Source organism: Salinicola halophyticus, assembly GCF_003206695.1.
Classification (GTDB): domain Bacteria; phylum Pseudomonadota; class Gammaproteobacteria; order Pseudomonadales; family Halomonadaceae; genus Salinicola; species Salinicola halophyticus.
In genome coordinates this window covers 308688-334607 of sequence record NZ_PZJN01000007.1, presented here as the reverse complement: position 1 = coordinate 334607, position 25920 = coordinate 308688, and the positions used below count along the sequence as shown (strand labels likewise).

Below are 25920 nucleotides of genomic sequence, written 5' to 3'. Positions count from 1 at the left end.
GTTTGACGCCATGGCCACCATTCACGTCGACGGCAACGATTACGAGGTCGAAGACAGCGACAACCTGCTCCATGCCTGCCTCTCGCTGGGCCTGGATATTCCCTATTTCTGCTGGCACCCGGCGATGGGCAGCGTCGGCGCGTGCCGCCAGTGCGCGGTAAAGCAGTACAAGGATGCCGACGACGACCGCGGCATGCTGGTGATGTCGTGCATGGCACCGGTCAAGGACGACGCCTACATCTCCATCGACGATGAAGAGGCCAAGGTCTTTCGTCAGACGGTGATCGAGTTTTTGATGGTCAACCACCCGCACGACTGCCCGGTCTGCGAAGAGGGCGGCCACTGCCATCTGCAGGACATGACGGTCATGACCGGCCACGATCGTCGCCGTTATCGCTTCCGCAAACGCACCCATCGCAACCAGAATCTGGGCCCGTTCGTCGCCCACGAGATGAACCGCTGCATCACCTGCTACCGCTGCACGCGCTTCTATCAGGATTACGCCGGCGGCGAAGATCTCGGCGCCTTCGGTGCCCACGACAACATCTATTTCGGCCGGGTCACCGACGGCACACTGGAGAGCGAGTTTTCCGGCAACCTGACCGAGGTCTGCCCGACCGGCGTCTTTACCGACCAGACCCACTCCGATCAGTACACCCGCAAGTGGGATCTGCAGTTCGCGCCCAGCGTCTGCCACCAGTGCGCCTCGGGCTGCAATATCAGCCCCGGCGAGCGCTATGGTGACATTCGCCGGATCGAGAACCGCTACAACGGCGACGTCAACGGCTACTTCCTGTGCGACCGCGGCCGTTTCGGCTACGGCTACGTCAACCGCAAGGATCGCCCGACGCGTCCCGAGAGTCGCAACGTCAGCGACACCACGCCGATGGAAGTCGACGAAGGACTGGACCGTGCCGCCGATGCGTTGCGCGGCGCCAAGCGAATCATCGGGATCGGCTCGCCGCGGGCCAGTCTCGAAAGCAACCATCGGCTGCGCCAGCTGGTGGGCGCCGCCAACTTCTCCTCCGGCATCGAAGCCGGCGAGCTTTCGCGAATCCGGCGGATGGAAGCGCTCAACCGCGACGCCGGCCTGACCACGCCGAGCCTGCGCGAGATCGAGGACTGCGATGCGATTCTGGTGCTGGGTGAAGACCTGCTTCAGAGCGCGGCGCGAATTGCGCTCTCGGTTCGCCAGGCGGTCCGCAGCAAGGGTGCCGAACTGGGTGAAGCGCGCGGCATCCCCGAGTGGAACGCCGAGGCGGTGAAGACCATCGCCCAGGATGCCGGCCATCCGCTGTTTCTGGTGACGCCAGATGTCACCAAGCTCGACGGTATCGCGGCTCATGCCGAGCGTGCCGCGCCCGACGATATCGCCCGGCTGGGGTTTGCCGTGGCGCACGCGCTCGATTCCACCGCACCGGCCGTCGAGGGGCTCGACGACATCACCGCGCAGCTGGCCGAGCGCATCGCCGATACGCTGATGGCGGCCAACAAGCCGCTGGTCATCGCCGGCGAGTCGCTGGGTTCGATGGCGATCCTCGAGGCCGCCGGTAACGTTGCCCGAGCGCTGGCACGGCGCCAGAAGACGGATGCCGGCCTGACCCTCATCCGCCGCGAGGCCAACAGCGTCGGGCTGGGCCTGCTCGGTGGGGAATCTCTCGACTGGGCGCTGGAACAGCTCGAAGGCGATGCCGACGGCGTGGTGATTCTCGAAAACGATCTCTATACCCGGCTGCCGGCCGCCCGCATCGACGCTGCCCTGGATCGTGCCGTCGCCGTGGTGGTGGTCGACCACCAGCGAACGCCGACCTGGGAGCGCGCCGATGTCGCCCTGCCGGCCGGGACGTTCGCCGAGAGCGACGGCACTCTGGTCAGCCTGGAAGGGCGCGCGCAGCGCTTCTATCAGGTGTTCGATCCCAGCTACATGCGTCCCGATACCCGCATCCGCGAAAGCTGGCGCTGGCTGCATGCGCTCCACGCCACGCTGGAACGCCAGCCGGTGGAGACGATTCTGCTCGACGATCTGACCCAGGCGGTCGCCGAGGAGACGCCGGCGTTCGCGCCGTTACATCAGACGACGCCGGAAGCGATGTTCCGCGTCCACGGCTTGAAGCTCGCCCGCGAACCCCATCGTTACAGCGGGCGTACCGCGATGCGTGCCGACATTAACGTCAACGAGCCCCGTGCGCCGCTGGATCTCGATACGCCGTTCGCCTTTTCGATGGAAGGTTACGCCGGCTATCAGGAACCGCGCCGCGAGGTCGCCTTCGCCTGGGCGCCGGGCTGGAACTCGCCGCAGGCGTGGAACAAGTTCCAGGATGAAGTCGGCGGTCACCTGCGCGCTGGCGATCCGGGTAAACGGCTGTTTCCTGCTCTGAGCAAAGACCGGGCGGCTGCCGCCGGTGAATACTGCAGCAAAATTCCCCCCGCCTTCACCGCGCGGGACGGCGAGTGGCAGGTGATCGATCTGCCGCAGCTGTTCGGTGGCGACGAGATGTCGCGCCGCGCCGAGCCCATTCGCGAGCGCATGGCCGCGCCGCAGGTGGCGTTGAGCGAGGCCGACGCCGCTCGGCTGGGTCTCGCCGCGGGCGACGCGGTCACGGTCTCGCTCGACGGGGTCAGCTTCGACCTGCCGGCGCGTCTCAGCGCCGGTCTGCCGGCGGGCGTGGTCGGTTTGCCCAGTGGCACGATTCAGGAACGTACCGGGGCATTGACGCCGAGCGCCACTCGCTGGGGTCGCGTCACGCGCGCAGGTCATGGCCAGGTGTCCGTCGAGGAGGATCGCACATGAGCTGGTGGACGCCACAGGTCGAGGCAGTGCTGATCGCGATGGTCCAGGCGGTGGTGATTCTGCTGGCGGTGGTCGTTTTCGGGGCCGTGCTGAGCATGGTCGAACGGCGTCTGCTGGCACTGTGGCAGGACCGCTACGGCCCCAATCGGGTCGGGCCATTCGGGCTTTTGCAGATCGCCGCAGACATGCTCAAGATCTTCTTCAAGGAAGACTGGATTCCGCCGTTCGCCGATCGCACTTTCTTCGTGCTGGCGCCGGCGATCGCCATGGCCTCGCTGCTGCTGTCGTTCATCGTGATTCCGATCACGCCCGGCTGGGGCGTGGCCGATCTCAATATCGGCATCCTGTTCTTCTTCGCCATGGCCGGTATCAACGTCTACGCGGTGCTGTTCGCGGGCTGGGCCAGCAGCAACAAGTACGCGCTGCTCGGTGCGCTGCGTGCCTCTGCCCAGACGCTCTCCTACGAGGTGTTCATGGGGCTGGCGGTGATGGGCATCGTCGCCATGACCGGCTCGTTCAACATGCGTGACATCGTCAATGCGCAGGAGAACGTCTGGTTCATCATTCCGCAGTTCTTCGGCTTCTGTACCTTCATCATCGCCGGCATCGCCGTCACGCACCGCCATCCATTCGATCAGCCCGAGGCCGAGCAGGAGCTGGCCGATGGCTACCACATCGAATATTCCGGCATGAAGTGGGGCATGTTCTTCGTCGGCGAGTACATCGGCATCGTGCTGATGTCGGCGCTGCTGGTGACGCTGTTCTTCGGCGGCTGGCACGGGCCGCTGCTGCCGCCGATCGTCTGGTTCCTGCTCAAGACGGTGTTCTTCGTCGTCCTGTTCGTGCTGTTGCGCGCGGCGTTGCCGAGACCGCGTTACGATAAGGTGATGAACTTCGGCTGGAAGGTGTGTCTGCCGCTGACACTCGTCAATCTATTGATCACCGGGGCGATGATTCTGCTCATCGATCCGGCGACCTGAGGGGATCATCGATGCTCAATCAGATCCGAAACATCGTCAATGGCACCGGTACCCAGCTGCGCACGCTGTGGATGGTGTTCTCTCACGCCTGGCGCAAGCGCGAAACGGTCCAGTATCCGGAAGAGCAGGTCTATCTGCCGCCGCGCTATCGCGGTCGTATCGTGCTGACCCGCGACCCCGACGGCGAAGAGCGCTGCGTGGCCTGCAACCTGTGCGCGGTGGCCTGCCCGGTGGCGTGCATCTCGCTGCAGAAGGGCGAGAAAGAGGATGGCCGCTGGTATCCGGAGTTCTTCCGCATCAATTTTTCGCGCTGCATCTTCTGTGGCATGTGCGAAGAGGCGTGCCCGACCTCGGCCATTCAGCTGACGCCTGACTTCGAAATGAGCGAGTTCCGACGCCAGGAGCTGGTCTACGAGAAGCAGGATCTGCTGATCGACGGTCCTGGCAAGGATCACAATACCAATTTCTATCGCGTGGCCGGGCTGTCGATTGCCGGCAAGGACAAGGGCGAGGCGCAGAACGAGGCCGAGCCGATCAACGTTAAGTCGCTGATGCCATGAGAACCTGCCTACGATCTGCTGCGCGTCGGCCAAACTTTGTTGAAAACACTTTCGAGATGCTCGTTTACCCCCAAGTAAACTCGTACGCGAGCCCGGTCCTTTCCTCAAGTGTTTTCGCCTCGCGACCCACAGGGATGTGGGAAGTGCGTTGGCCCGTAGGGAACGGGCATAGCCTTGGCTCTAGCTCGCGAGATCGTAAACAAGTTCCAAGTCGGCGAGTCGTGAGCCGGGTTGGACCGAAAGCTGGGAGAGAAGCATGCAAATCGCGTTTTACTTGAGTGGCCTGGTCGCGATTCTCGCCACGCTGCGCGTGGTGACGGGCACCCATCCGGTGCACGCGCTGCTCTATCTGATCGTCTCGCTGATCGCGGTGGCGATGGTGTTCTTCGCCCTCGGCGCGCCTTTTGCCGGCGCTCTGGAGATCATCGTCTATGCCGGGGCGATCATGGTGCTGTTCGTGTTCGTGGTGATGATGCTCAATCTCGGCGAATCGGCGGTAGAACAGGAGCGTGCCTGGCTGCAACCCAAGGCGTGGGTGGGGCCGGCGGTACTCACGGCGATATTGCTGATCGTGATGATCGTCACGCTCGCCAGTGGCGATTACAGCGGTAGCATCAGCGGCGACCCCCTGACGGCCAAGATGGTCGGCATCTCGCTGTTCGGCCCCTATCTGGTGATCGTCGAGCTGGCGGCCATGCTGCTGCTGGCGGCACTGGTGGCTGCGTCCCATCTGGGTCGCAGCGAAGCCCACGATGAAGCCGATCTGGCGCGTGAGCGGCAACGTGAAATCAACGGCCAGCGCGAACTCGAGGAGCAGACTCGTAGGACGGCGCCTCCGCGAGAAACACGGCAGACGCCGTTCGACGCCGCCGATAAAGACGCCGGTACGCAGGAGGGCAAGGCATGACGGGCATTCCGGTAGAACACGGCCTGTGGCTGGCAGCGATTCTATTCGTGCTGGGGCTGGCCGGGCTGATGACGCGACGCAACATGCTGTTCGTGCTGATGAGCCTGGAAATCATGATGAACGCCGCCGGGCTTGCGTTCATCGTTGGCGGCACGCACTGGCAGCAGGCCGATGGCCAGGTGATGTTTTTGATGATCATCACCCTGGCGGCGGCTGAGGCTAGCGTGGGCCTGGCGCTGCTGATGCAGCTCTATCGCCGCTTCAAGACGCTCGATATCGACTCGGCCAGCAGGTTGCGCGGATGAATACGTTCCCGGATGTTCTGCTCACGCTCACCTTTGTCTTTCCATTGCTGGGATCGTTGATCCTGGCACTCTCTTTCGGGCGGCTCTCCGAGCGGGCCAGCGCGACCGTCGGTGTCGCGTCGATCGGGCTGGCCGCGCTGTGTGCGCTATGGGTCGGTATCGACTTCTACGATCACGGCCGGTCGGCGCAGACCCTGACGCTGTGGCACTGGATTTCGGTGGGGGATTTTCAACCCACGGTGGGGCTGATGCTGGATGGGCTGTCGCTGACGCTGCTGGGCGTCATTACCGGCGTCGGCTTCTTCATTCACCTGTTCGCGGCCTGGTACATGCGCGGCGAAGAGGGCATCACCCGCTTCTTCTGTCACATGAACCTGTTCGTGTTCAGCATGATTCTGCTGGTGCTGGGCGATAACCTGCTGCTGCTCTACTTTGGCTGGGAAGGCGTGGGTCTCTGCAGCTATCTGCTGATCGGCTACTACTACCGCACCCCGGCCAACGGCTGGGCGGCGTTCAAGGCGTTCATCATCACCCGCACCGGCGATGTCTTCCTCGCCATCGGCATGTTCCTGCTCTACGTCGAGCTCGGCTCTCTCAACCTGCAGACGCTGTTGGCACGGGCGCCGGAAATCTGGAGCGAGGGCAGCCTGATGCCGCAACTCGCGGCGCTGATGCTGCTCGGCGGGGCAGTGGGCAAGTCGGCTCAGCTGCCGCTGCACACCTGGCTGGCGGACGCCATGGCGGGCCCGACACCGGTGTCGGCACTGATTCACGCCGCCACCATGGTCACCGCGGGGGTCTATCTGATCGCGCGCATGAACGGCATCTTCCTGATGGCGCCGGACGTGCTGCTGCTGGTCGGCGTGATCGGCGCGCTGACGCTACTGGTGGCGGGCTTCGCGGCGCTGGCGCAGACCGATATCAAGCGCGTGCTGGCCTATTCGACCATGAGCCAGATCGGCTACATGTTCCTGGCGCTGGGCGTGGGTGCCTTCGACGCGGCGATCTTCCACCTGATGATCCACGCCTTCTTCAAGGCGCTGCTGTTCCTGTCGGCGGGCTCGGTGATCGTCTGCACGCATCACGAGCAGGACATGCGCCGCCTCGGCGGGCTATGGCGCAAACTGCCGCTGACCTATGCCGGTTTCATCGTCGGCGGCTCGGCACTGGCGGCGCTGCCGCTGGTGACGGCCGGCTTCTACAGCAAGGACGCCATTCTGGTGTCGGCGCTCGTTTCCGGCCACGGCGTGCTGATGCTCGCCGGCCTGCTCGGGGCACTGCTGACGTCGATCTACACCGTGCGCCTGATCCTCGGCACCTTCCACGGCAAACCCAAGAGCGATCACGCCCGTGATGCCCATGCCGGCAAAGGCCTGGTCCACGGCGTGCCGCTGGTGGTGCTGATCGTGATGTCGACTGCCATCGGCGCCCAGCTGACACCGCCGCTGGACGACGTGCTGCCTGCCGGTCCGGCGGGAGAAGGCATGGGCGTTCATATTCTCGAAATCGCCGCGATGATCGTCGCGGTCGGCGGCGTGCTGTTCGCCGGCTGGCTGTTCATGCGCCGGCGCGATCTGGTACGCCGCGGCGTGGCTGACCCTCGAGGCGCCAGGCTCTGGACCTTCTGGCACAACGCCTGGGGATTCGACGCGCTCTATGACTGGCTGTTCGTGCGGCCCTATCAAGGGCTGGTGAAGGTCAACCGCAACGACTGGATCAACACGCTATGCAATATCCTGCCGTGGTTGGCGCGAGCTTCTCATCACGGGCTGCGCCTTACCCAGACGGGGCTGATGCGCCACTATGCCGTGTCGATGGTGCTGGGGGCGACGCTGCTGCTCGCCTTCCTGCTGGTGGGTTGACGCCATGAGTACACCAACGATGCACAGTGCTGGCAGCCCGGCGACAGCATGTCGGGAACCAACGGAATTCACTCTATCGCGGATGGCTGATTCATGACTCTGGTCTGGCTGATACTGATCCCCTTCATCGGCGGTCTGCTGTGCTGGCAGGCGGAACGCTTCGGAGACCAAGCGCCGCGCTGGATCGCGCTCGGGACCATGCTGCTCGAGCTTCTGCTGGTGCTGGGGCTGTGGATCGGCAGCGACTTCAGCCTGCCGGCCGAAGGTGCCACCGCTGCCTGGACGCTGGAGTGGCAGGCCGACTGGATTCCGCGCTTCGGCATCCAGGTCCACCTGGCGATCGATGGCCTGTCGCTGCTGATGATCGCGCTGACTGGGCTGCTCGGCGCCATGGCGGTGATCTGCTCATGGAAGGAGATCGTGCTTCGGGTCGGGTTCTTCCACCTTAACCTGCTGTGGATTCTGGGCGGCGTGGTCGGGGTCTTTCTCGCCATCGATATGTTCCTGTTCTTCCTGTTCTGGGAAATGATGCTGGTGCCGATGTACTTCCTGATCGCGCTGTGGGGCCACAGCGGTTCGAAGGGCAGTTCGCGTATCGGTGCCGCGACCAAGTTCTTCATCTACACCCAGGCCAGCGGCCTTTTGATGCTGATCGCGATTCTGGGGCTGGTATTCGCGCATCACGCGGCTACTGGCAACTACACGTTCGCCTATGCGGACCTGCTGAACACGCCACTGTCCGAGACCACCGCCTGGTGGCTGATGCTGGGCTTCTTCGTGGCGTTCGCGGTCAAGCTGCCGGTGGTGCCGCTGCACGGCTGGCTGCCGGATGCCCACGCCCAGGCGCCGACGGCCGGTAGCGTCGATCTCGCCGGCATTCTGCTCAAGACGGCGGCCTACGGCATGTTGCGTTTTGCGCTGCCGCTGTTTCCCGAGGCGTCCCACGCCTTCGCGCCGATAGCGATGACGCTGGGCCTGATCGGCATCTTCTACGGCGCGATCCTGGCGTGCGGTCAGCGCGATCTCAAGCGCCTGATCGCCTACACCAGTATTTCCCACATGGGCTTCGTGCTGATCGGTATCTATGCCGGGACCGAACTGGCACTGCAGGGCGTGGTCGCGCTGATGGTGGCGCACGCGTTTTCCGCGGCGGGGCTGTTCATTCTCTCCGGCCAGCTCTACGAACGTCTGCACACCCGCGACATGCGGCTGATGGGCGGCCTCTGGGGCCGCATCCGCGGGCTGCCGGGGTTTGCGCTGGTGTTCGTGGCGGCGTCGCTGGGCTTGCCGGGCACGGCCAACTTCGTCGGCGAGTTCATGGTGATGTTCGGCGCCTTCGGCGTGGCGCCCTGGATCGTGGTGATCGCCAGCGCCGGCCTGATTCTGGCCGCCGTCTATTCGCTGTTCATCATGCAGCGGGTCTATTACGGCCCACCGGCCGAGGAGACGCCACTGGCTGATCTGGATCGCCGCGAGACGATCCTGCTGTTCGGCATCGTCGCGCTGGTGGTGTTCTTCGGCATCTACCCGCAGCCTCTGCTAGATACGTCCGCCGGGGCCATGCAAATCGTGCAGCAGAGTGTTCAGCAGGTCGGGGCAATGACGGGAGGTCCTCAATGAGTCATGACGCCGTGATGGCGCTACTCGCCATTTCCCCGTTGATCGTGGTCAGCATGACCGTGGTCGTGGTGATGCTGCTGATCGCCTGGCGCCGCAACCACACGCTGAGTGCCATCGTCACCGCCATCGGGCTCAACGTCGCCCTGCTGGCGCTGCTGTTCGGCTGGACGATGGGCACGGTCGACGTCACCTCGGTGCTGGTGGTCGACGATCTGTCACGTTTCGGCGGGGTGCTGGTGCTGATGTCGACGCTGGCCTGCGTCACCCTGGCGCATCACTACCTCGAAGGCTACGACGGTCCGCGAGACGAATTCTACCTGCTGCTGTTGAGTGCGGCTGCCGGTGGCCTGGTGCTGGTTTCGGCGCGCCACATGACGACGCTGTTCTTCGGCATCGAGCTGCTGTCGATGCCGCTTTTCGGGATGCTCGCCTACACCTTTCGCGATCGGGGGGCGCTGGAGAGCGGCATCAAGTACATGGTGCTGTCGGCGGCGGCCACGGCGTTTCTGCTGTTCGGCATGGCGCTGCTCTATGCGGTGACAGGGACGCTGGATTTCGCCGAACTGGGCGCGGCGCTGTCGCGTGACGGCGGGGATCCGTGGCTGCTGGCCGGCGCCGGCCTGATGCTGGTGGGCTTGGCGTTCAAGCTCTCCATCGTGCCTTTTCATCTTTGGACGCCGGATGTCTATCAGGGCGGCCCTGGGCCGGCGACGACGTTCCTGGCTACCGCCAGCAAGGTGGCGGTGTTCCTGGTGTTGCTGCGGCTGTTCCAGTCGACGCTGGCCTTCCACCAGGACTGGTGGCACGACCTGCTGGGCTTCATCGCCGTGATCACCATGCTGGTGGGTAACCTGCTGGCGCTGACCCAGAACGATCTCAAGCGCCTGCTGGGCTACTCGTCGATCGCCCATTTCGGCTATCTGCTAGTGGCATTGGTGGTCAACGACGGGCTCGCGGTGGAGACGGTCGGGGTCTATCTGGTGACCTACGTGCTGACGACCCTCGGCGCCTTCGGTGTGGTCACGCTGGTGTCGAGCCCGTACGTCGCGACCGGCGGTACGGCCGATGCCAGCCCCCTTCACCATTATCGCGGTCTGTTCTGGCGTCGGCCCTATCTCACGGCGGTGATGACGGTGTCGATGCTATCGCTGGCGGGGATACCGTTCACGGCCGGCTTTATCGGCAAGTTCTACATCATCGCCGTGGGTGTCGAGGCGCACCGCTGGTGGCTGGTGGGCAGCGTAGTGCTGGGTAGTGCCATCGGGCTCTACTACTACCTTCGGGTGATGGTCACCCTGTTCCTCCACGAACCCGGCATGCAGCGTCGCGATGCCACCCACGACTGGGCCGAACGCGCCGGCGGCATGGTGGTGCTCGGGGTGGCGGCACTGGTGATCCTGCTGGGGCTCTATCCCACGCCGATGATCAACTGGGTCAGCTGGGTGGCGGGGTCCTGACTTTCGCCAATACCCATGGCGCTCGCAACAGTGCCGCGGGTACCAAAGACGTTTGCCCAACCATTGGGACCTGCCAAAAAAACGCCTCTTCGGAGGCGTTTTTTTATGGGTCGCAATCACGTCTTCAATCGGCGCGGAACGGTTTGGCGTTCAGGAATCCGCGCTGCGGCTGTGGGCCATCCCGATACTGCGGCGACAGGCGGCCGGCAGGTGAATGTCCACGGCGACGGGAAGGTGGTCGGAGAACATCGCTTCCAGCACGCGAGGCTTCTCGGCCCTCAACGATGAGGACAGCAGGATATGATCGAGGGCCCGGCGGGGTTGCCAGGCCGGATAGCTGAGCTGCGGCTTGAGCGGATTGAGATCCAGCGCGCGACAGAAGCGCGGATGAGCCAGCAGCTGATCCGGCGTGCAGTTGAGATCGCCCATCACCACGACATGGTGCAGCGGCTGGATGATCTCTCCCAGGTAGTCGAGCTGGCGCAGCCGACCGCGCTGGCTGAGTGCCAAGTGCGCGACGAAGACGTGCAGCGCGTCCGGGCCTTCGCCATAGCGAGCATGGATCGCGCCGCGCCCGCGCATTCCCGGCAGCCGATGCTCATCGACCCGGTTGGGGGTAAGACGCGAAAGCAGCCCGTTGCTGTGCTGAGCGACGTGACCCAGGTTGCGGTTGAGCTGCTGGAAGTGGAAGTCAAAGGCCGAGCGGTTGGCGAGATATTCGACCTGATTGACATGATTGGAACGAAAGCTGCCGCCGTCGGCCTCTTGGAGCCCGACGATATCGTACGCCGACAGAGCGCTGGCGACGATATCGAGACGCGAGCTGCGTTTGGGGTGAGGCAACAGATGCTGCCAGCTACGCGTGAGATAGTGATGATAGGCCGAGGTATGGATGCCGACCTGCAGATTGCAGGTCAGCAGCTTCAGTGTCGACGCGATCTCGCTTGCGGGTGTCGAGGCAGCTACGGACATTCGGTCACTCGCTCTCGGTACGTTCCTCGCGGACTTTCTCGATCAACGCGCTGGCGATCTTCGGCATGTTCTCCAGCGAGCCGGCGGAGTTCGGCGTGACGACATAGCGGCCATCGACGATTAGATCGGGCACGCCCATCAGCTGATAGCCGCGCATCTTGGCCGAGGCCTGCTGAATCTCGCTTTTCACGCCGAAGGAGTCGAGTGCCTTGAGGGCTTCGTCCTTGCTGACGCCATAGTTGGTGAAGAACTCGGCGATCTCGTCCTTGTCGGTCAGCCGCTTACCCTGCTTGTGGATGGCGTCCATGAAGTCCTGACGCATTTCATGTTCGATGCCCAGCTGCTTGGCCGCATAGAACGCGATGGCGTGCTGTTCCCAGACTTTGCCCAACGGGGCCGCCATCCGGTCGAAGCTGACGTCATCCGGGAGCTGATCGACCCACTCATTGAGCGGCTTCTCGAGAGCGTAGCAGTGGGGGCAGCCATACCAGAACACTTCGGTGACTTCGATCTGGTCGGCGGGCACTTCCGTCTTCATCGGCTGGTCGATGACCTGGTAGTCCTGACCTTCGACGATATCCGCCGCCATCACTGCGCCAGAGAACGTCAGCCCTGCCAATAGCGCCATAAACGACTTGATCATGCGTTGCTGCTCCTGAATGTCGAGAAAGAAAACCGGTGGTTGAAGCCTTCGTTTTCGAAGCGTCGAGGCTGGAACGCCGTTCGGAAAACATCGCTGCACCGCTGATGAATGCCACGCTACTCGTATTGGAGCCTCGAACGGGCGGCAGGTTCCCTCGCTAGCCTGCTACCGACCCCTTTGCTGTTAGCCTGACAGAAATGAGCGGAAAAGCGTAGGGTGCCCGTCGCTCGTCTTCGGGAGCGAAACATCGGGCGCTCGTGTTCGGGAGCGAAACATCGGGCGCTCGTCTTCGGGAGCGCGACTCGACGTCAGCGCTCAGCCGCTGGAGAGCACGCGTGCTACACTGCGCGGCGTTACCGCCCACGATGATCGAGCTTGCCATGACTGCCACCCCCGCGCGCCTCAACTACCAGACGGCGACCTTTCAGATCAGCGCGCCGACGCTGGCCAAATGCCCGTTCGATCGGGGAGTCGAGGTCGCTTTCGCCGGACGTTCCAATGCGGGCAAGTCGAGCGCCATCAATGCGCTGACCCAACAGCGAGCGCTGGCGCGAACCTCGAAGACGCCGGGGCGCACGCAGTTGATCAACTTCTTCACGCTGCAGAGCGACGATCAGCTCAGGCTCGTCGATCTACCGGGTTACGGCTACGCCAAGGTCCCGGAGGCGATGAAGAAGGAGTGGCAGGCCCATCTCGCCGATTACCTGCATAACCGTCGTTCGCTGGCCGGCTTGATCCTGCTGATGGACGTGCGCCATCCACTCAGCGAGTTCGATATCCAACTGCTCGAAATGGCGGACGACCGCAAGCTACCGGTCCACATTCTGCTGACCAAGGCCGACAAGTTGAAGCAGGGCCCGGCCAAGGCGTCGTTGCAGCAGGTCAGGCAGCGCCTGGCCGAGTGGGAAGACCTGGTCAGCGTCCAGCTGTTTTCCTCGCTGAAGCGCCAGGGCCTCGATCAGGCTTACGGAGTAATGGATCGGTGGATGACGGCGGACTGATCGAATTCGATCCAGCATCTGCCTGGCGGCGAATGCGGGATGCTTCCCCGAAAGACTTATTCGAGTTTCACCCGCTATCCACTGAAGCCATTCTATCGACCGTTCCGCTCGTTATCGTGAGGGGCAGGCCCCTCACACTCCCCTTTTTGACGCCCAGGACGGCTAAAACCTGCCTGCGTCATCGCTGAGCTCGGGTCGGCGCAAAAGGGCATCCTGCCCAACGCGGCTCTTGCATCATCCATGATGCAAGCCCCGGCTCATCGATTCAGCAGGCCGCGCCGTCCTGAATAGGCGTCGAAAGATGGCAAATTCGAGGCCGAGTCGGTCGCAGGGCGTTAATCATGACCCCGAGGTGGCTCAGACGTCCTGTCGATCCAGCTTAGCGACGATCTCCGGCAATTCCCTCACATGCGTCACGCGATGCACTCGCGGCGGCAGCTCGCGCTCGCCTTCATCCTTGGCGTCGATCCAGACGGCATGCATGCCGAGTCGTTGCGCGGCGAGAACGTCCTCTTCCCAATTGTCACCTACGTGCAGGGCGCGATAGGGCTGGGTGCCGAGCTGCGCCACGGCGGACAGGAAGGGGCGCGGGTCCGGCTTCGAAGCGTGCATTTCACCCGCGAGAATGATCACGTCGAAGTGATGATCCAGCGACAGCCGCCGCACGTCGACGTTGCCGTTGGTGATGACGCCGAGTCGATAGCGCCGGGCCCAGGCATCGAACATGGGGACGACCTCGGGATAGAGCGAGACCTCATGGCGTAGCGCCATGAACTGTTCGAAGCCGGCTGCCGCCCACTGCGCCGCTTCGGCCGGGGACAGGCCATGCTCGGTCAGCAGCTCGATCATGGCGCGTTCGCGAATCCAGCTGTGATCGCCCCGACTCAACGGGAAACGCTGCATCAACGAGGCGCGAATGGATTGATAGGCTTCCAGCGGGAAGGCTTCGGCCAGCGGTGTCGCCGTGGGGCCGCGATGAGCGTCGATCTGTTCGACGAGCCATTGATAGTGCGCCGGCTCGGCATGGGCCATGACCGGGCCGTTGTGCCACAGGGTGTCGTCGAGATCGAAGGTGATGGCGTCCAGCGGCATGGCGGATGGTCCTAGGGTTTCTCGGAACTCTCGTTGGCGGGCGAAGCCGGCTTGCGTCGCGCGCGGGGATGAGCCTGATCGTAGACCTCGGCGAGCTGCTGCCAGTCCAGGCGGGTGTAGATCTGCGTGGTCGACAGATTGGCATGGCCCAGCAGCTCCTGCACCGCGCGCAGATCCTGGCTGGACTCCAGCAGATGGCTGGCGAAGGAGTGGCGCAGGCGGTGAGGGTGAAGGTGCTCCGGCAGGCCGCGCTTGCGGGCCGTATCGGCCAGCCGGCTCTGGATCGATCGATGCCCGAGGCGCCCGCCATGCTGGGCCACGAACAGGGCCGTTTCGCCGTCTCCCGCCAGGGTGCTGCGAAATCCGAGCCAGCTCTGGATGGCCTGGCTGGCGCGACTGCCCAGCGGCACCTGGCGAGGCTTGCCGCCCTTGCCCACGACGCGCACGTGGCGTTGGTCGAGGCTGGCAAGATCGAGTGCCGCCAGTTCCGCCAGGCGCAGGCCGCAAGAGTAGAAGAGTTCCAGCATGGCCTGATCGCGGAAATCGAGCGGATCGCCGTCGTGGGGCGTGTCGAGAAAGTGGCCGAGCAGATCGACATCCACCGGACTGGGCAAGTGGCGCGGCTGACGTGGCGCCTGGGTCAGCTGCACCGGGTTGTGTTCGAGTTCACCCCGGTTGACCAGCTCATCGGCGAAACGCGACAGCGCGGCGCGGCGTCTGGCCAGGGTTCTCGGCGCCATGCCGCGAGTTCGCTCGTGGGCCAGGTAACGCCGCAGCAGCGCGACATCGAGTTCGCGCCAGCTATGCACGTCCTGCGTTTCGAGGTAGCCGATCAGCCCGCCGATATCGCGTCGGTAGGCGTCCACCGTCGCCGGGCTGGCGCGCTGCGCCAGCCGTTTCAGAAAGGCATCAAGCGCGGCCTGCACTGGCGACCTCGGTGCGCCGCAGCAGACGGCTGACGACTTCGCCCAGATACTCCGTGAACAGCGTATCCAGCGTGGCTCGGAAATGCTCCCCATCGTGACTGGCCAATAGCAGGAAGCCCATCGACTCCCCCTGGGTCAGCCGGGTTATGGCGCAGGATCCCGACGCCTGGGGCGCGCTGCAGTGTGGCAGCAGCGCTTGCCAGTCGTCGCGTTCCAGGGTGGTGCAGCAGCTGGTCTGTTGGCTGAGCAGCCGTTCGAGGCGCTGGCGCGCGTCGTCGGTCAGGACGAATCGCGGTGGTTGCCAGGCGTTGGCATTGCGCGGCGTGGCGTGGCACTCCGGCGGCGTCTCCAGCCACAGGCCGATAGCCTGGGTGCGAAAGCGCTCGGCCAGTTGGGTCGACAAGGCTTCTGCCAGGGCGTCGGCATTTTCAGCCTCGATCAGACCGAGAACCAGCTCACGGGTCCGTCGATACTGGGCTTCGTTGTAGCGCGCCGACTCGAGCAGATTCTCGAGGCGCCACTCCGCATCTTCGGCGCGGGAACGAAGATCCACCACCAGCCGCTCCAGCAGCGAGACCGCGCCGGGGATGTTGGGGTGAGGCACCTTGAGTTGTTGCAGAAGTCCCTCTCGACCGACGAAGAAGTCGGTGTGCTGCGCCAGCCACTCGGCGACCCGGTCGGGATCGAGTGTCTGGCGAGGCTCGGGGAGCTGGGCGCGTGACATGCGTTGTTCTCCTGTAATCCCTACCGATAGAGCGGTCTTTTTGCCGCATCTTTTTTAGTTTCAAGGCGCTTGTTAATTCAGGGCGACGCGTCCCTCGAACACACGTTCGGCGGGGCCGGTCATGAACATCGGCGCCGCTCCGCCTTCCCAGGCCAGAGTCAGGCGACCGCCGCGCAGCTCCACGTCGACCGGGCTCTTCAGCAGCCCCCGGCGAATGCCGCAGGCGACCGCGGCGCAGGCACCGGTACCGCAGGCCAGCGTCTCGCCGACGCCACGCTCGAATACGCGCAGGCGAACGGCGTGTTCGGAGTCGATCTGCATGAAGCCGACGTTGGCCTGGCGCGGAAAGCTCGGGTGCTGCTGCAATTTCGGCCCGAGTTCGCTCACCGGCGCGCTATCGACGTCATCGATGTCGATCACCGCATGGGGATTGCCCATCGACGCCACGCTGAAAGCGATGCTGCGGCCGTCGATCTCGAGGTGGTGCACCGGCTCGTCGCGCTCGGCGACGAACGGAATCTCGGCGGGCATGAAGCGTGGCGCCCCCATGTCGACCCGCACTCGGCCATCGGCGTCCACCTTCAGCGTCAACGGGCCGCCCAGGGTCTCGACCTGGAACTCCCGCTTGTGGGTGAGACGCTGATCGATCACGAAGCGGGCGAAGCAGCGTGCGCCGTTGCCGCAGTTTTCCACCTCGCCGCCATCGGCGTTGAAGATTCGGTAGCGGAAGTCCATGTCGGGCTTGCGCGGCGGTTCCACCAGCAGCAGCTGATCGAAACCGATACCGAAGTGACGGTCGGCGAGTTGGCGGATCTGCTCGTCGCGCAGGTAGGCGCGCTGGCTGATCAGATCGACCACCATGAAGTCGTTACCCAGGCCGTGCATCTTGGTGAAGTTCAGCAGCATCAGCTGTTCTCCGGCTGTCGCGATGTCTTTGGCGACGTCTCAGGCGATGTCTCAGGTAAGCGTGACTCCAGGGCCCACAGCGATTCGACACTTTCCCGTTGGCGAACCAGATGACTCGTGTCGCCGTCGACGAGGACTTCGGCAGGGCGGCCGCGACTGTTGTAGTTGGATGCCATGGCGAAGCCGTAGGCGCCGGCCGAGCGCACCGCGAGCAGATCCCCTTCGGCGATTGCCAGCTGGCGTTCCTGGCCGAGGAAATCGCCGCTTTCGCAGATCGGCCCCACCACGTCATAAAGAGCGCTGTCGCGAGTCGAGCGCGTGTCGACCCGCTCGATCCGCTGCCATGCCTGATACAGCGACGGCCGGATCAGATCGTTCATCCCGGCGTCGACGATGGCGAAGTTCTTGGTCTCGCCGGGCTTGAGATATTCGACCCGGGTCAGCATCAGGCCGGCGTTGGCGGCGATGGAGCGGCCCGGCTCGAGCAGCAGCGTCAGGTCTCGGCCCTGCAGGCGCTCGCGCACCGCGGCGACGAAATCGCCGGCCGCCGGCGGGCGTTCGTCCTGATAGGTCACGCCCAGGCCGCCACCGATGTCCAGGTGCTCGATGGTGATGCCGTGATCGGCGAGCCGATCGATCAGCGTGAGCAGGCGATCGAGCGCGTCGAGATAGGGCGAGAGTTCGGTGAGCTGCGAGCCGATGTGGCAGTCCAGCCCCACGACCTTGAGGCTCGGCCGTTCGGCGGCCCAGGCGTAGAGATCGAACACGTCTTCTGCCGCCACGCCGAACTTGTTGGCCTTGAGGCCGGTGGAGATGTACGGATGGGTCCTGGCGTCGACATCCGGGTTGACGCGAATCGAGATGTTCGCCACCTGGCCGCGCTCGGCGGCAACCCGGTCGAGACGTTCGAGCTCCGGGCGCGACTCAATATTGAAGCACTTGATGCCAACTTCCAGCGCACGGGACATTTCGCCGGCCTGCTTGCCGACGCCAGAAAATACCACCTTGGCCGGGTCGCCGCCGGCAGCGAGGACCCGCTCCAGCTCACCCACCGAAACGATGTCGAAACCGGCACCGAGTCGTGCGAGCACGTCGAGTACTGCCAGGTTGGAGTTCGCCTTGAGCGCATAGCAGACAAGATGCGGCATGTCGCCGAGGGCGTCGCTATAGGCCCGGAAATGGCGAGTCAGCGCGGCACGCGAATAGACGTAGCATGGCGTGCCGTACTGCTCCGCCAGCCGATCCAGGGCGATATCTTCGGCGTGGAGTACGCCGTCGCGAACGGGGAAAGCGTCGAACGTCACGGTAGTGCCTCGGCGCTCGGCTGGGCGGGCGCAGGGGCCGGGCTCGCCTGGGGCGGCGCCGGCTGTCGGCGCTGTCCATCGGTATCGCTTTGGCCGGGTGTCTGCTTCGAGGAGGCCGGCGGCTCGTTCTCGTAATCGCCCTGGGGGTCGTAGGTCTTGGTAGCCTCGCTGTCGCCGGGCATGTAGAGCGGCCCTTTCTGGCCGCAACCGGACAGGGCCAGCAGCGATAGGATCAGCAACGACAGCGCCAGCAGCGCGCCGGAGAAGGAAACGTTACGCGACATGACGGCTCTCCTGCAGAGTGGCGAGGGCATCGCGTGCCCGCTGGGCAGCGGCGCGGACCTGGTCCGGGGCGGTGCCGCCGATGTGGTTGCGCGCGGCAACCGAGCCTTCCAGCGTCAGCACCTCGAAAACGTCCTCATTGATCACCTCGGAGAAGCGCTGGAGCTCCTCGAGCGACATCTCGGAGAGATCCTTGCCCTGCTCGATGCCATAGGCGACCGCCTTGCCGACGATCTCGTGGGCATCGCGGAACGCGACGCCGGCACGAACCAGGTAGTCGGCCAGATCGGTGGCGGTCGAGAACCCGCGGCGCGCGGCTTCGAGCATGCTCTCCGGCTTGGCCTTGAGCGCCGGCGCCATGTCGGCGAACGCACGCAGGCAGCCCTTGACCGTATCGAGAGTGTCGAACAGCGGTTCCTTGTCTTCCTGATTATCCTTGTTGTAGGCCAGCGGCTGGGACTTCATCAGCGTCAGCAGGCTCATCAGGTGACCATAGACACGCCCGGTCTTGCCGCGCACCAGCTCGGGCACGTCCGGGTTCTTCTTCTGCGGCATGATCGAAGAACCGGTGCAGAAGCGATCCGGCAGGTCGACGAAATCGAACTGGGCGCTGGCCCACAGCACCATCTCTTCGCTCATGCGCGAGAGGTGCATCAGCAGGATGCTGGCGAAGGCGGTGAATTCGATGGCGAAGTCGCGATCGCTGACCGCGTCCAGCGAGTTTTCCGACGGCCGATCGAAGCCCAGCAGCTCGGCGGTGACATGACGATCGATGGGGTAGGTGGTGCCGGCCAGCGCCGCGGCGCCCAGTGGCAGCACATTGACCCGCTTGCGACAGTCGAGCAGACGCTCGTGATCCCGCGTCAGCATCTCCTGCCATGCCAGCAGATGGTGGCCGAAGGTGACCGGCTGCGCCGTCTGCAGATGAGTGAAGCCAGGCATGATGGTATCCGCTTCGCGATCGGCCAGCTCGATCAGGCCGCTGCGCAGGCGCGAGAGCTCGGCCGCCACGGCATCGATCTCGTCGCGCAGATAGAGCCGGATATCGGTGGCGATCTGGTCGTTGCGCGAGCGCCCGGTATGCAGTTTCTTGCCGGTAATGCCGATCTTGTCGGTCAGCCGCGCTTCGATGTTCATATGAATGTCTTCGAGCGCGATCGACCACTCGACCTCGCCGCGTTCGATCTCGCCTTCGATGGCGTTGAGGCCCTCGATGATGCGATCACGCTCGTCGTCGGTCAGCACGCCGACCCGAGCCAGCATGGTGGCATGGGCGATCGAGCCGCGAATATCGTGATGATAGAGACGCTTGTCGAACGGGATCGAAGCGGTGAAGGCGGCGACGAATGCGTCAGTGGGTTCGCTGAAACGTCCGCCCCAGGATTGGTTGGTTGCCTGCGTCATCGAAAATCGAGCTCTGCGTGGTCTGCGAATGGAAAAAGTCTACGAAACGGCTCCATGAAGCGCTATCCCGAGTGTATCAGAGACGGTGTTGGCATAGGGCGATGTAAAGAAGGCGAAGTGAAGGGAGCGAAGTGAACAGGGAGTTGCGAAGAGGGGGAGGTAAGAGACGGTGGAAAGCGGACGATGAAAGAGGTACCGGGGAAGCTGGCCGATGCTCACGACCCTTATCGCTGCGCTCGATTTTTACTCACTCGGCGACTGCTTTATCATGTAAGCCAAGGTTCGCGGACGCGAACACCCACTTGGCGACGAATCGAAGGCACCCGCTGGCGGTGCCGCCGGTGACGACCATTCGACCCGGAGAACGGCGTGCTCGACGCTAATAGATTGAGAATCGCAACCCGCAAGAGCGCGTTGGCGCTGTGGCAGGCCGAACACGTCAAGACGCTGCTGGAACGGTTTCACCCGAACCTGAGCGTCGAACTGGTGCCACTGTCTACCCGTGGCGATCAGATCCTCGACACGCCGCTGGCCAAGATCGGCGGCAAGGCACTGTTCGTCAAGGAGCTCGAAGAGGCCATGCTCGACGGTCGAGCGGATCTGGCCGTGCACTCGATGAAAGACGTGCCGATGCAGTTTCCCGAAGGGCTGGGGCTGTCGGTGATCCTGGAAAGCGGCGCGCCTACGGATGCCTTCGTCTCCAACGACTATACGGGTGTCGATGCGCTGCCGGAGGGGGCGCGAGTCGGCACCTCCAGCCTTCGGCGCGGGCTCCAGGTCAGCGCGCGTCGCCCCGACCTCGAGGTGCTGCCGCTGCGCGGCAACGTGCAGACGCGGCTGGGCAAGCTCGATGCGGGCGATTTCGAGGCGATCATCCTGGCCACCGCCGGTCTGCAGCGGCTAGCGCTCGACGAGCGGATCACCGCCGAGCTGACGCCGGAGGAGAGCCTGCCGGCCTGTGGTCAGGGCGCGCTGGGAATCGAGTGTCGTCATGACGATGCGGAGTTGATCACCCTGCTGGCGCCGCTGGATCACGCCGCCACGGCGACGCGAGTGCGTGCCGAACGGGCGCTCAACACCCGGCTCGACGGCGGCTGCCAGGTGCCGATCGGCGGCTACGCCGTGCTCGAGAACGATGGCGATACTCTGTGGCTGCGCGGACTGGTGGGGCATCCCGACGGCTCGACCGTGTTGCGCGCCGAAAGCCGAGGCTCGGCCATGGAGCCCGAGTCGTTGGGGATTCGCGTGGCGGAGGACCTGCTGTCGCAGGGCGCCGGCGAGATCCTGGCCGAGGTTTATGGAAACGTTGGCAACGACTGATGCCGGGTCGCGTACTGCTGACACGCCCGGGCCCGAGGGGCGCCGTTCTGGCGCGAGCGCTGCGCGAGGCAGGCTACGACCCGGTCGCGCTCGATGTGCTGCGCTTCGAGACGTTGGTGCTGTCCGCCTCGGGGCGTGCCGCGCTGCTCGATCTCGACCAGTTCCAGGGCGTCATCGTGGTCAGTCCTCAGGCGGCGACGTGTCTTGCTGAAGCCATTGCGTCATACTGGCCGCAGTTGCCACAGGGCCTGCGTTTCTATGCTATCGGCGAGGCCACCGCGCAGACGCTGCATGCTGAACTGGGCGTGCCGGCAGTCATTCCGTCACGCGCCGGCGGCGAGGACAGCGAAGCGCTGCTGGCCGTGGCATCGCTCAGGGCCGTGGCCGGCAAGCGGCTGTTGCTGGCTCGCGGTGAAGAGGGCCGCGAGCTGCTGCGAGAGCGCCTGCGTGAGCGCGGCGCCGAGGTCGAAGCGCTGGCCCTCTACCGACGTCGATATCACCCGCCGTCCTCCCCGGCGAAGACGTGGCTGACGGAAGGGGATTTCGCCGCGCTGGTGGTGACCAGCGGGGAAATATTGCAACATTTGGTCACATGGTGTGGCCAGGTAGCGTTGAACCAACCGCTAATCGTTTCGAGCCAACGGTTGGCTACACTGGCGGGGACGCTGGGATTCGGCTCGCCGCATGTGGCGTCGGGTGCATCTCCGGCGGCACTGAGCGCCGAGATTCGCGCGGTGCTCGATTCACGGGGCGCCACCTTCGATCAGGGTGATCACGAAAAAGGCTAGCGATAGATGAGCAAGCAAAGCAAAGATCAGCAACCGCCGTCGGCAGCGTCTTCCGGCAGCAAGCAGGCGTCGGAAGATCAGACCGGGCCTGACGGACAGGATCCGAAAGCGACCTCATCCGTGACGCCGAGCGCGGGCGACAGCCAGCCGTCGTCGCCTGCCGGGTCGTCCGCGACAACCGACCCGACCCCGCCGGACCCTGCCAAGACCAACCCGATCAAACCGGATGTCGTTCAACCGGCCGCCACCGATACCGCGACGGGCAAACCGCGTACCGGCCGGGACACCACCGACACGTCGGCGGCGTCTAGCAGTCCCAGCACGGCTGGCGACACGAGTTCCGTCGGCGGCTCTCGGCCAGTCGGAAGCGCCAAGGCGGATAGCCTTGAAACGAGCAGCGCCAGGTCCGATGGCAGCAACAACGCCGGCAACAACAACGCCGGCACCAAGACAGATAGCGTCAAGACAGATAGCGTCAAGACGGAAAACCCCGGCAAGAGTGACAGGCCCGGCGCGGCAGCGACGAGTGGTGCCAAGGCGTCGGCTTCCAGCGCGGCTGGCAAGTCCGCTAACGGGGAATCCACGAAGAACGGCACCCGTGGCCAATCGAGCGGTCCGACCTCGGCGGGTGGAACGCAACCGCCGGCAGGCGGCGGCTCGGCCTCCGGCGGCGGAATGCGTGGCAACGGCGCCAAGCTGGGGTTGCTGGCCTTGATTCTGGTCATCGTGCTGGCGATCGTGGTGGCTGTCGTCGGCTATCGGGGATGGCAGAAAATTCAGCAGCAGCAGACCCAGTTGAACCAGGTCGGCGCCAACAGCACCACGCTCGACCAGCTCGAGTCGAAAGTCGGCGAGCTCGACCAGAATCGCCAGCAGAACCTGAAAATGATGCGTGGCGAGTTCGATCAATATCGCCAGAAGCTCGATGACACGCTGGACAAGGTGCTCAAGGAGCTGGCGCAACAGCAGCAGGCCGACCCGCGGGAATGGCTGCACGCCGAGGCGGAGTATCTGCTGCGCCTGGCCAACCAGCGCTTGCAGCTCGAGCGCGATGTCAAGGGTGCCAAGGCACTGCTGAATGCCGCCGACGAGCGCCTGCGCGAGGCCGACAACCCGGCGCTGGTGCCGATTCGGCGCGCCATCCAGTCCGAGCTCGCATCGCTCGATTCGGTGCCGGACATCGATCGTACCGGGCTCTATCTGGCACTGATGGCACAGCAGGAACAGCTCGCCCGGCTGCCGTTGAAGCAGGATATCGAAGAGATCGCCGCCGGCGAGGGCGACGCCAAGCCGACCGGCGGCTGGCGTCAGCAGTTGGCAACGCTCGGCAGCGAGCTCAAGGATCTGGTGACCGTGCGTCGTCACGATCAGCCGCTCGAAGCGCTGATCACCCCCCAGCAGGAGTCCTACCTGCGACAGAACGTGCGGTTGTTGCTCGAGCAGGCGCAGCTGGCACTGCTGAAGTCGGAGCCCAAGCTGTATCAGGCCAGTCTCGACAAGGCGCTGGAACTGGTCGAAGGCTACTACGCCACCGACAACGACGGGGTGACCAACTCCATCGACAAGCTCAAGAGTCTTCGCGACAACCAGGTTCGCCCGGAACTGCCGGACATCAGCGAATCGTCGCAGCTGCTCAAGCGTTTCATCGAACAGCGCTTCGGCAACGGCGGCTCTCAGGCTGGCGGTTCACAGAACAGCGATTCGCAGAATGGAGGCGCACGTAACGGCGGCTCGCAGAATGGCGGCGGACAAAGCGGTAGCTCGACCGATGAATCGGCACAGGGAGAGGGCGCATGAGAAAGCTGATCCTGCTGATCGTCTTCGGTCTGGCGGTCGGCGCGCTGTTCGGGCAGCTGATGCAGTCGCTGCCCGGCTACTGGTTCATTCGTGTTGGCGACACTTCCGTCCAGACTTCGTTCTGGTTCGGCTGCGTCCTGTTGCTGGCCGCTTTCCTGATACTCCATTTCCTGCTGCGCGCGTTGATGCGTCTGCGTCGGCCGGTGAGCCGGCTCAAGGTTTGGAACAGCCGCACCCGTCATCGCACGGCGATGAAACGCACCGTTCGCGGATTGGTGGCGCTAGCGGAAGGTCGCTGGAAGCGAGCCGAGAAGTCGCTCACCAAGGCCGCCGACGATTCCGGCACGCCGCTGGTCAACTATCTCTCCGCGGCGCTGGCGGCGCACTATCAGGGTCGTTACGAGCAGGCCGACGTGCTGCTCAAGCGGGCGCACCACAGCACCGAAGGCGCCGATACGGCGGTGGGGCTGGTGCAGGCCCAGCTGATGCTGGATCGCCAGCAGTTTGAGGAAGCCCTGGCGACGTTGACGCGACTGGAACAGCAGCTTCCGGAACACCCGCAGGTGCTCAAGCTGCTCAAGCAGGCCTATCTCAGCGTCAATGACTGGGATGGCATGCGTCGCCTGCTGCCGCGTCTCGACAAGCACCGCCTGATCACCGAAGACGAGCGCCGCGAGCTCGACCAGCGGGTCTATCGCGAGCTGCTGGTACAGGCCGCGTTGCAGGAAGGCAATCTGCAGCGGGTGCGTTCGCTGTGGGCCGATATGCCGGACAGCCTGCGCAGCGATGTCGAGCTGGTCGGGCTCTACGCCGAAGCGCTGATTCAGGGCGGCGAAGAAGGCGACGCCGAGCGCCTGTTGCGTAACGCGCTCAAGGAGCATTGGGATACGCGGCTAGTGCTGCGCTACGGACTGCTCAACGTCGACGCCGCACGCCAGCTGGTCTACGCCGAGAAATGGTTGCAGGAACGTCCCAACGATCCGGATCTGCTGCTGACGCTGGGCCGGCTGTCGCTGCGCAACGCCTACTGGGGCAAGGCGCAGGAGTATTTCGAGGCTAGCCAGCGTCAACGCCCGAGTGGGGTCGTGTGTGCCGAGCTCGCCCGGCTCTATGCCAATCTCGGTGATCACAGTAAGAGCCAGCTCTACTACCGGCAGAGCGTGACGCTGCTCGACAAGTCGCTGCCGGCACTGCCGCAGCCCAGCGACATGACGCGCTGATCCCGATCTCCGATCGATTGCTCTCCTGGGCGCCTGCGGGCGCCCTTTTTTGTGTGTAATGGACCGCTGCAGGCCGGCTCAAGGAGGACGTTTATGCATTACGGCATCGATGTCGGTGGCACCAAGACCGAAATCGCGATCTACGACCGAGACTGGCAGTGTCTGGATCGCTGGCGTGAGCCGACGCCGGCGCAGGATGGCGAGGCTTTTCTGACAATGCTGACCCGGCTGGTCCAGCAGGCGGATGATCGCTGTGGCGGCCAAGGTACGCTGGGGCTGGGCTTTCCGGGTGTGCTCGACGAGCAGGGCTATCTGGTCGCGGCGAATCTGCCGGGGCTGCGCGCCTGGGCGCTGGAAACGACGCTGGCAGCACGACTGGATCGCGCTTTCGTGATCGAGAATGACAGTCGCTGTTTCGTGGTCTCGGAAACCGGCCCCGGCGGTGCGGCGGAAGGTCAGCGGGATGTCTTCGGCGCGATTCTGGGGACCGGCGCCGGCGGTGGCGCGATCGTCGAGGGGCGGCTTCTCAAGGGCGGCGGGCGGTTTGCCGGAGAGTGGGGGCACCTGCCACTGCCGGCCGCGGCGGCCAAACGTTACGATCTGCCGTTGCTGTCCTGTGGCTGCGGCCTGGAGGCCTGCCTGGAAGGCTATATCGCCGGGCCAGGGCTAGTGAGATTGCATCGCCACTTCGGTGGCGCGTCGGTATCCGCCGAACAGTGGCACCAGGCCTGGGCGGCGGGCGAGAAATCGGCGCAGCGCGCCCGCGACTGTCATCTGGATCTGGTGGGCGGGGCGTTGGCCAGTGTGGTCAAGCTGCTGTCGCCGCAGGTGATCGTCGTCGGCGGCGGCCTGTCGACGATGGATCGATTCGTGCAGGCCCTGTCGGGCGCCATCGCCGAGCACCTGTTTGCGGGCGTCGAGGTGCCCGAGGTCTTGCGCTCTCGCCTGGGCGATGCCAGCGGCGTTCGCGGCGCGGCCATGCTGGGTGCGGCCGCCTCCGCGGGAAATCCTGTTATCGGCGGCCATGAAAAAGGCCGCCCGTAGGCGGCCTGTTTAGCT

At 64.5% G+C, this 25920-nt stretch carries 22 protein-coding genes and 1 pseudogene; 14 read left to right on the top strand and 9 right to left on the bottom strand.

Translation table 11 applies throughout. The features are described 5' to 3' along the window. Positions 1-10 precede the first annotated feature (10 nt). From nuoG to nuoN, 8 genes are all read left to right on the top strand, one after another. Positions 11-2791 (top strand): NADH-quinone oxidoreductase subunit NuoG, encoded by a 2781-nt coding sequence (gene nuoG, locus DOM58_RS12825; RefSeq protein ID WP_110693167.1) that lies wholly within the window; start codon positions 11-13, stop codon positions 2789-2791. Further along, positions 2788-3771, top strand: a complete 984-nt coding sequence (gene nuoH / locus DOM58_RS12820; RefSeq protein WP_075563198.1) for an NADH-quinone oxidoreductase subunit NuoH — start codon at positions 2788-2790, stop codon at positions 3769-3771. The genes nuoG and nuoH overlap by 4 nt, the downstream gene beginning before the upstream one ends. Before the next feature lie 11 nt (positions 3772-3782). Continuing rightward, a complete protein-coding gene (gene nuoI, locus DOM58_RS12815; protein WP_075563199.1) occupies positions 3783-4331 on the top strand; it encodes an NADH-quinone oxidoreductase subunit NuoI in 549 nt (182 codons plus the stop codon). 256 nt (positions 4332-4587) lie between these two features. Then, on the top strand, positions 4588-5238 hold the full coding sequence (gene nuoJ / locus DOM58_RS12810; protein ID WP_110693166.1) for an NADH-quinone oxidoreductase subunit J: 651 nt from the start codon (positions 4588-4590) through the stop codon (positions 5236-5238). Beyond that, complete coding sequence (gene nuoK / locus DOM58_RS12805; protein ID WP_075563200.1) at positions 5235-5543, top strand: NADH-quinone oxidoreductase subunit NuoK; 309 nt, start codon at positions 5235-5237, stop codon at positions 5541-5543. Before nuoJ ends, nuoK begins: the two co-directional genes overlap by 4 nt. Continuing rightward, on the top strand, positions 5540-7405 hold the full coding sequence (nuoL, locus tag DOM58_RS12800; protein ID WP_110693165.1) for an NADH-quinone oxidoreductase subunit L: 1866 nt from the start codon (positions 5540-5542) through the stop codon (positions 7403-7405). The genes nuoK and nuoL overlap by 4 nt, the downstream gene beginning before the upstream one ends. 93 nt (positions 7406-7498) lie before the next feature. Then, positions 7499-9025, top strand: a complete 1527-nt coding sequence (gene nuoM / locus DOM58_RS12795) for an NADH-quinone oxidoreductase subunit M (protein ID WP_110693164.1) — start codon at positions 7499-7501, stop codon at positions 9023-9025. Continuing rightward, positions 9022-10482, top strand: a complete 1461-nt coding sequence (nuoN, locus tag DOM58_RS12790; protein WP_083627598.1) for an NADH-quinone oxidoreductase subunit NuoN — start codon at positions 9022-9024, stop codon at positions 10480-10482. The genes nuoM and nuoN overlap by 4 nt, the downstream gene beginning before the upstream one ends. Before the next feature lie 150 nt (positions 10483-10632). On the opposite strand, the gene DOM58_RS12785 is transcribed toward nuoN, so the two are convergent. Next, positions 10633-11454, bottom strand: coding sequence for an endonuclease/exonuclease/phosphatase family protein (locus DOM58_RS12785; protein ID WP_110693163.1), 822 nt, complete (start codon positions 11452-11454; stop codon positions 10633-10635). 4 nt (positions 11455-11458) lie between these two features. Then, complete coding sequence (locus tag DOM58_RS12780; RefSeq protein WP_110693162.1) at positions 11459-12097, bottom strand: thiol:disulfide interchange protein DsbA/DsbL; 639 nt, start codon at positions 12095-12097, stop codon at positions 11459-11461. Positions 12098-12477: 380 nt separating this feature from the next. Between DOM58_RS12780 and yihA the strand changes: the two genes are divergently transcribed. Next, positions 12478-13098, top strand: coding sequence for a ribosome biogenesis GTP-binding protein YihA/YsxC (yihA, locus tag DOM58_RS12775; protein ID WP_110693161.1), 621 nt, complete (start codon positions 12478-12480; stop codon positions 13096-13098). 357 nt (positions 13099-13455) lie between these two features. Here yihA and DOM58_RS12770 read toward each other — a convergent pair whose 3' ends face one another. The 7 genes and pseudogenes from DOM58_RS12770 to argH form a co-directional block, all read right to left on the bottom strand. Then, positions 13456-14190, bottom strand: a complete 735-nt coding sequence (locus DOM58_RS12770; RefSeq protein WP_110693160.1) for an HAD family hydrolase — start codon at positions 14188-14190, stop codon at positions 13456-13458. A gap of 11 nt (positions 14191-14201) precedes the next feature. After that, entirely contained in the window at positions 14202-15116 is a 915-nt protein-coding gene (locus DOM58_RS12765; protein ID WP_245392261.1) for a tyrosine recombinase XerC, read from the bottom strand. Next, on the bottom strand, positions 15100-15840 hold the full coding sequence (locus DOM58_RS12760; RefSeq protein WP_075560466.1) for a DUF484 family protein: 741 nt from the start codon (positions 15838-15840) through the stop codon (positions 15100-15102). The genes DOM58_RS12765 and DOM58_RS12760 overlap by 17 nt, the downstream gene beginning before the upstream one ends. A gap of 72 nt (positions 15841-15912) precedes the next feature. Continuing rightward, on the bottom strand, positions 15913-16746 hold the full coding sequence (dapF, locus tag DOM58_RS12755) for a diaminopimelate epimerase (protein WP_110693158.1): 834 nt from the start codon (positions 16744-16746) through the stop codon (positions 15913-15915). After that, the gene (lysA, locus tag DOM58_RS12750; protein WP_110693157.1) at positions 16746-18050 is read right to left on the bottom strand and encodes a diaminopimelate decarboxylase; all 1305 of its coding nucleotides are present in this window, start codon (positions 18048-18050) and stop codon (positions 16746-16748) included. Before lysA ends, dapF begins: the two co-directional genes overlap by 1 nt. Positions 18051-18217: 167 nt before the next feature. Beyond that, positions 18218-18334 (bottom strand): annotated as a pseudogene (gene lptM, locus DOM58_RS17755) (LPS translocon maturation chaperone LptM); the annotation flags it as partial. Then, entirely contained in the window at positions 18324-19736 is a 1413-nt protein-coding gene (argH, locus tag DOM58_RS12740) for an argininosuccinate lyase (protein ID WP_110693155.1), read from the bottom strand. The gene argH and the pseudogene lptM, both read right to left, overlap by 11 nt. A 369-nt stretch (positions 19737-20105) precedes the next feature. On the opposite strand from argH, the gene hemC reads away from it, so the two are divergent. The 5 genes from hemC (at position 20106) to DOM58_RS12715 (ending at position 25905) form a co-directional block, all read left to right on the top strand. Then, positions 20106-21056: a hydroxymethylbilane synthase gene (hemC, locus tag DOM58_RS12735; RefSeq protein WP_110693154.1), complete on the top strand. Its 951-nt coding sequence runs from the start codon at positions 20106-20108 to the stop codon at positions 21054-21056. Beyond that, positions 21056-21844, top strand: a complete 789-nt coding sequence (locus tag DOM58_RS12730) for a uroporphyrinogen-III synthase (protein WP_110693153.1) — start codon at positions 21056-21058, stop codon at positions 21842-21844. The genes hemC and DOM58_RS12730 overlap by 1 nt, the downstream gene beginning before the upstream one ends. A 6-nt stretch (positions 21845-21850) precedes the next feature. Beyond that, positions 21851-23641: a uroporphyrinogen-III C-methyltransferase gene (locus tag DOM58_RS17750; protein ID WP_245392260.1), complete on the top strand. Its 1791-nt coding sequence runs from the start codon at positions 21851-21853 to the stop codon at positions 23639-23641. Beyond that, on the top strand, positions 23638-24861 hold the full coding sequence (locus tag DOM58_RS12720) for a heme biosynthesis HemY N-terminal domain-containing protein (protein WP_110693152.1): 1224 nt from the start codon (positions 23638-23640) through the stop codon (positions 24859-24861). Before DOM58_RS17750 ends, DOM58_RS12720 begins: the two co-directional genes overlap by 4 nt. Positions 24862-24954: 93 nt before the next feature. Next, complete coding sequence (locus tag DOM58_RS12715; protein ID WP_110693151.1) at positions 24955-25905, top strand: ROK family protein; 951 nt, start codon at positions 24955-24957, stop codon at positions 25903-25905. Positions 25906-25920: the final 15 nt, after the last annotated feature.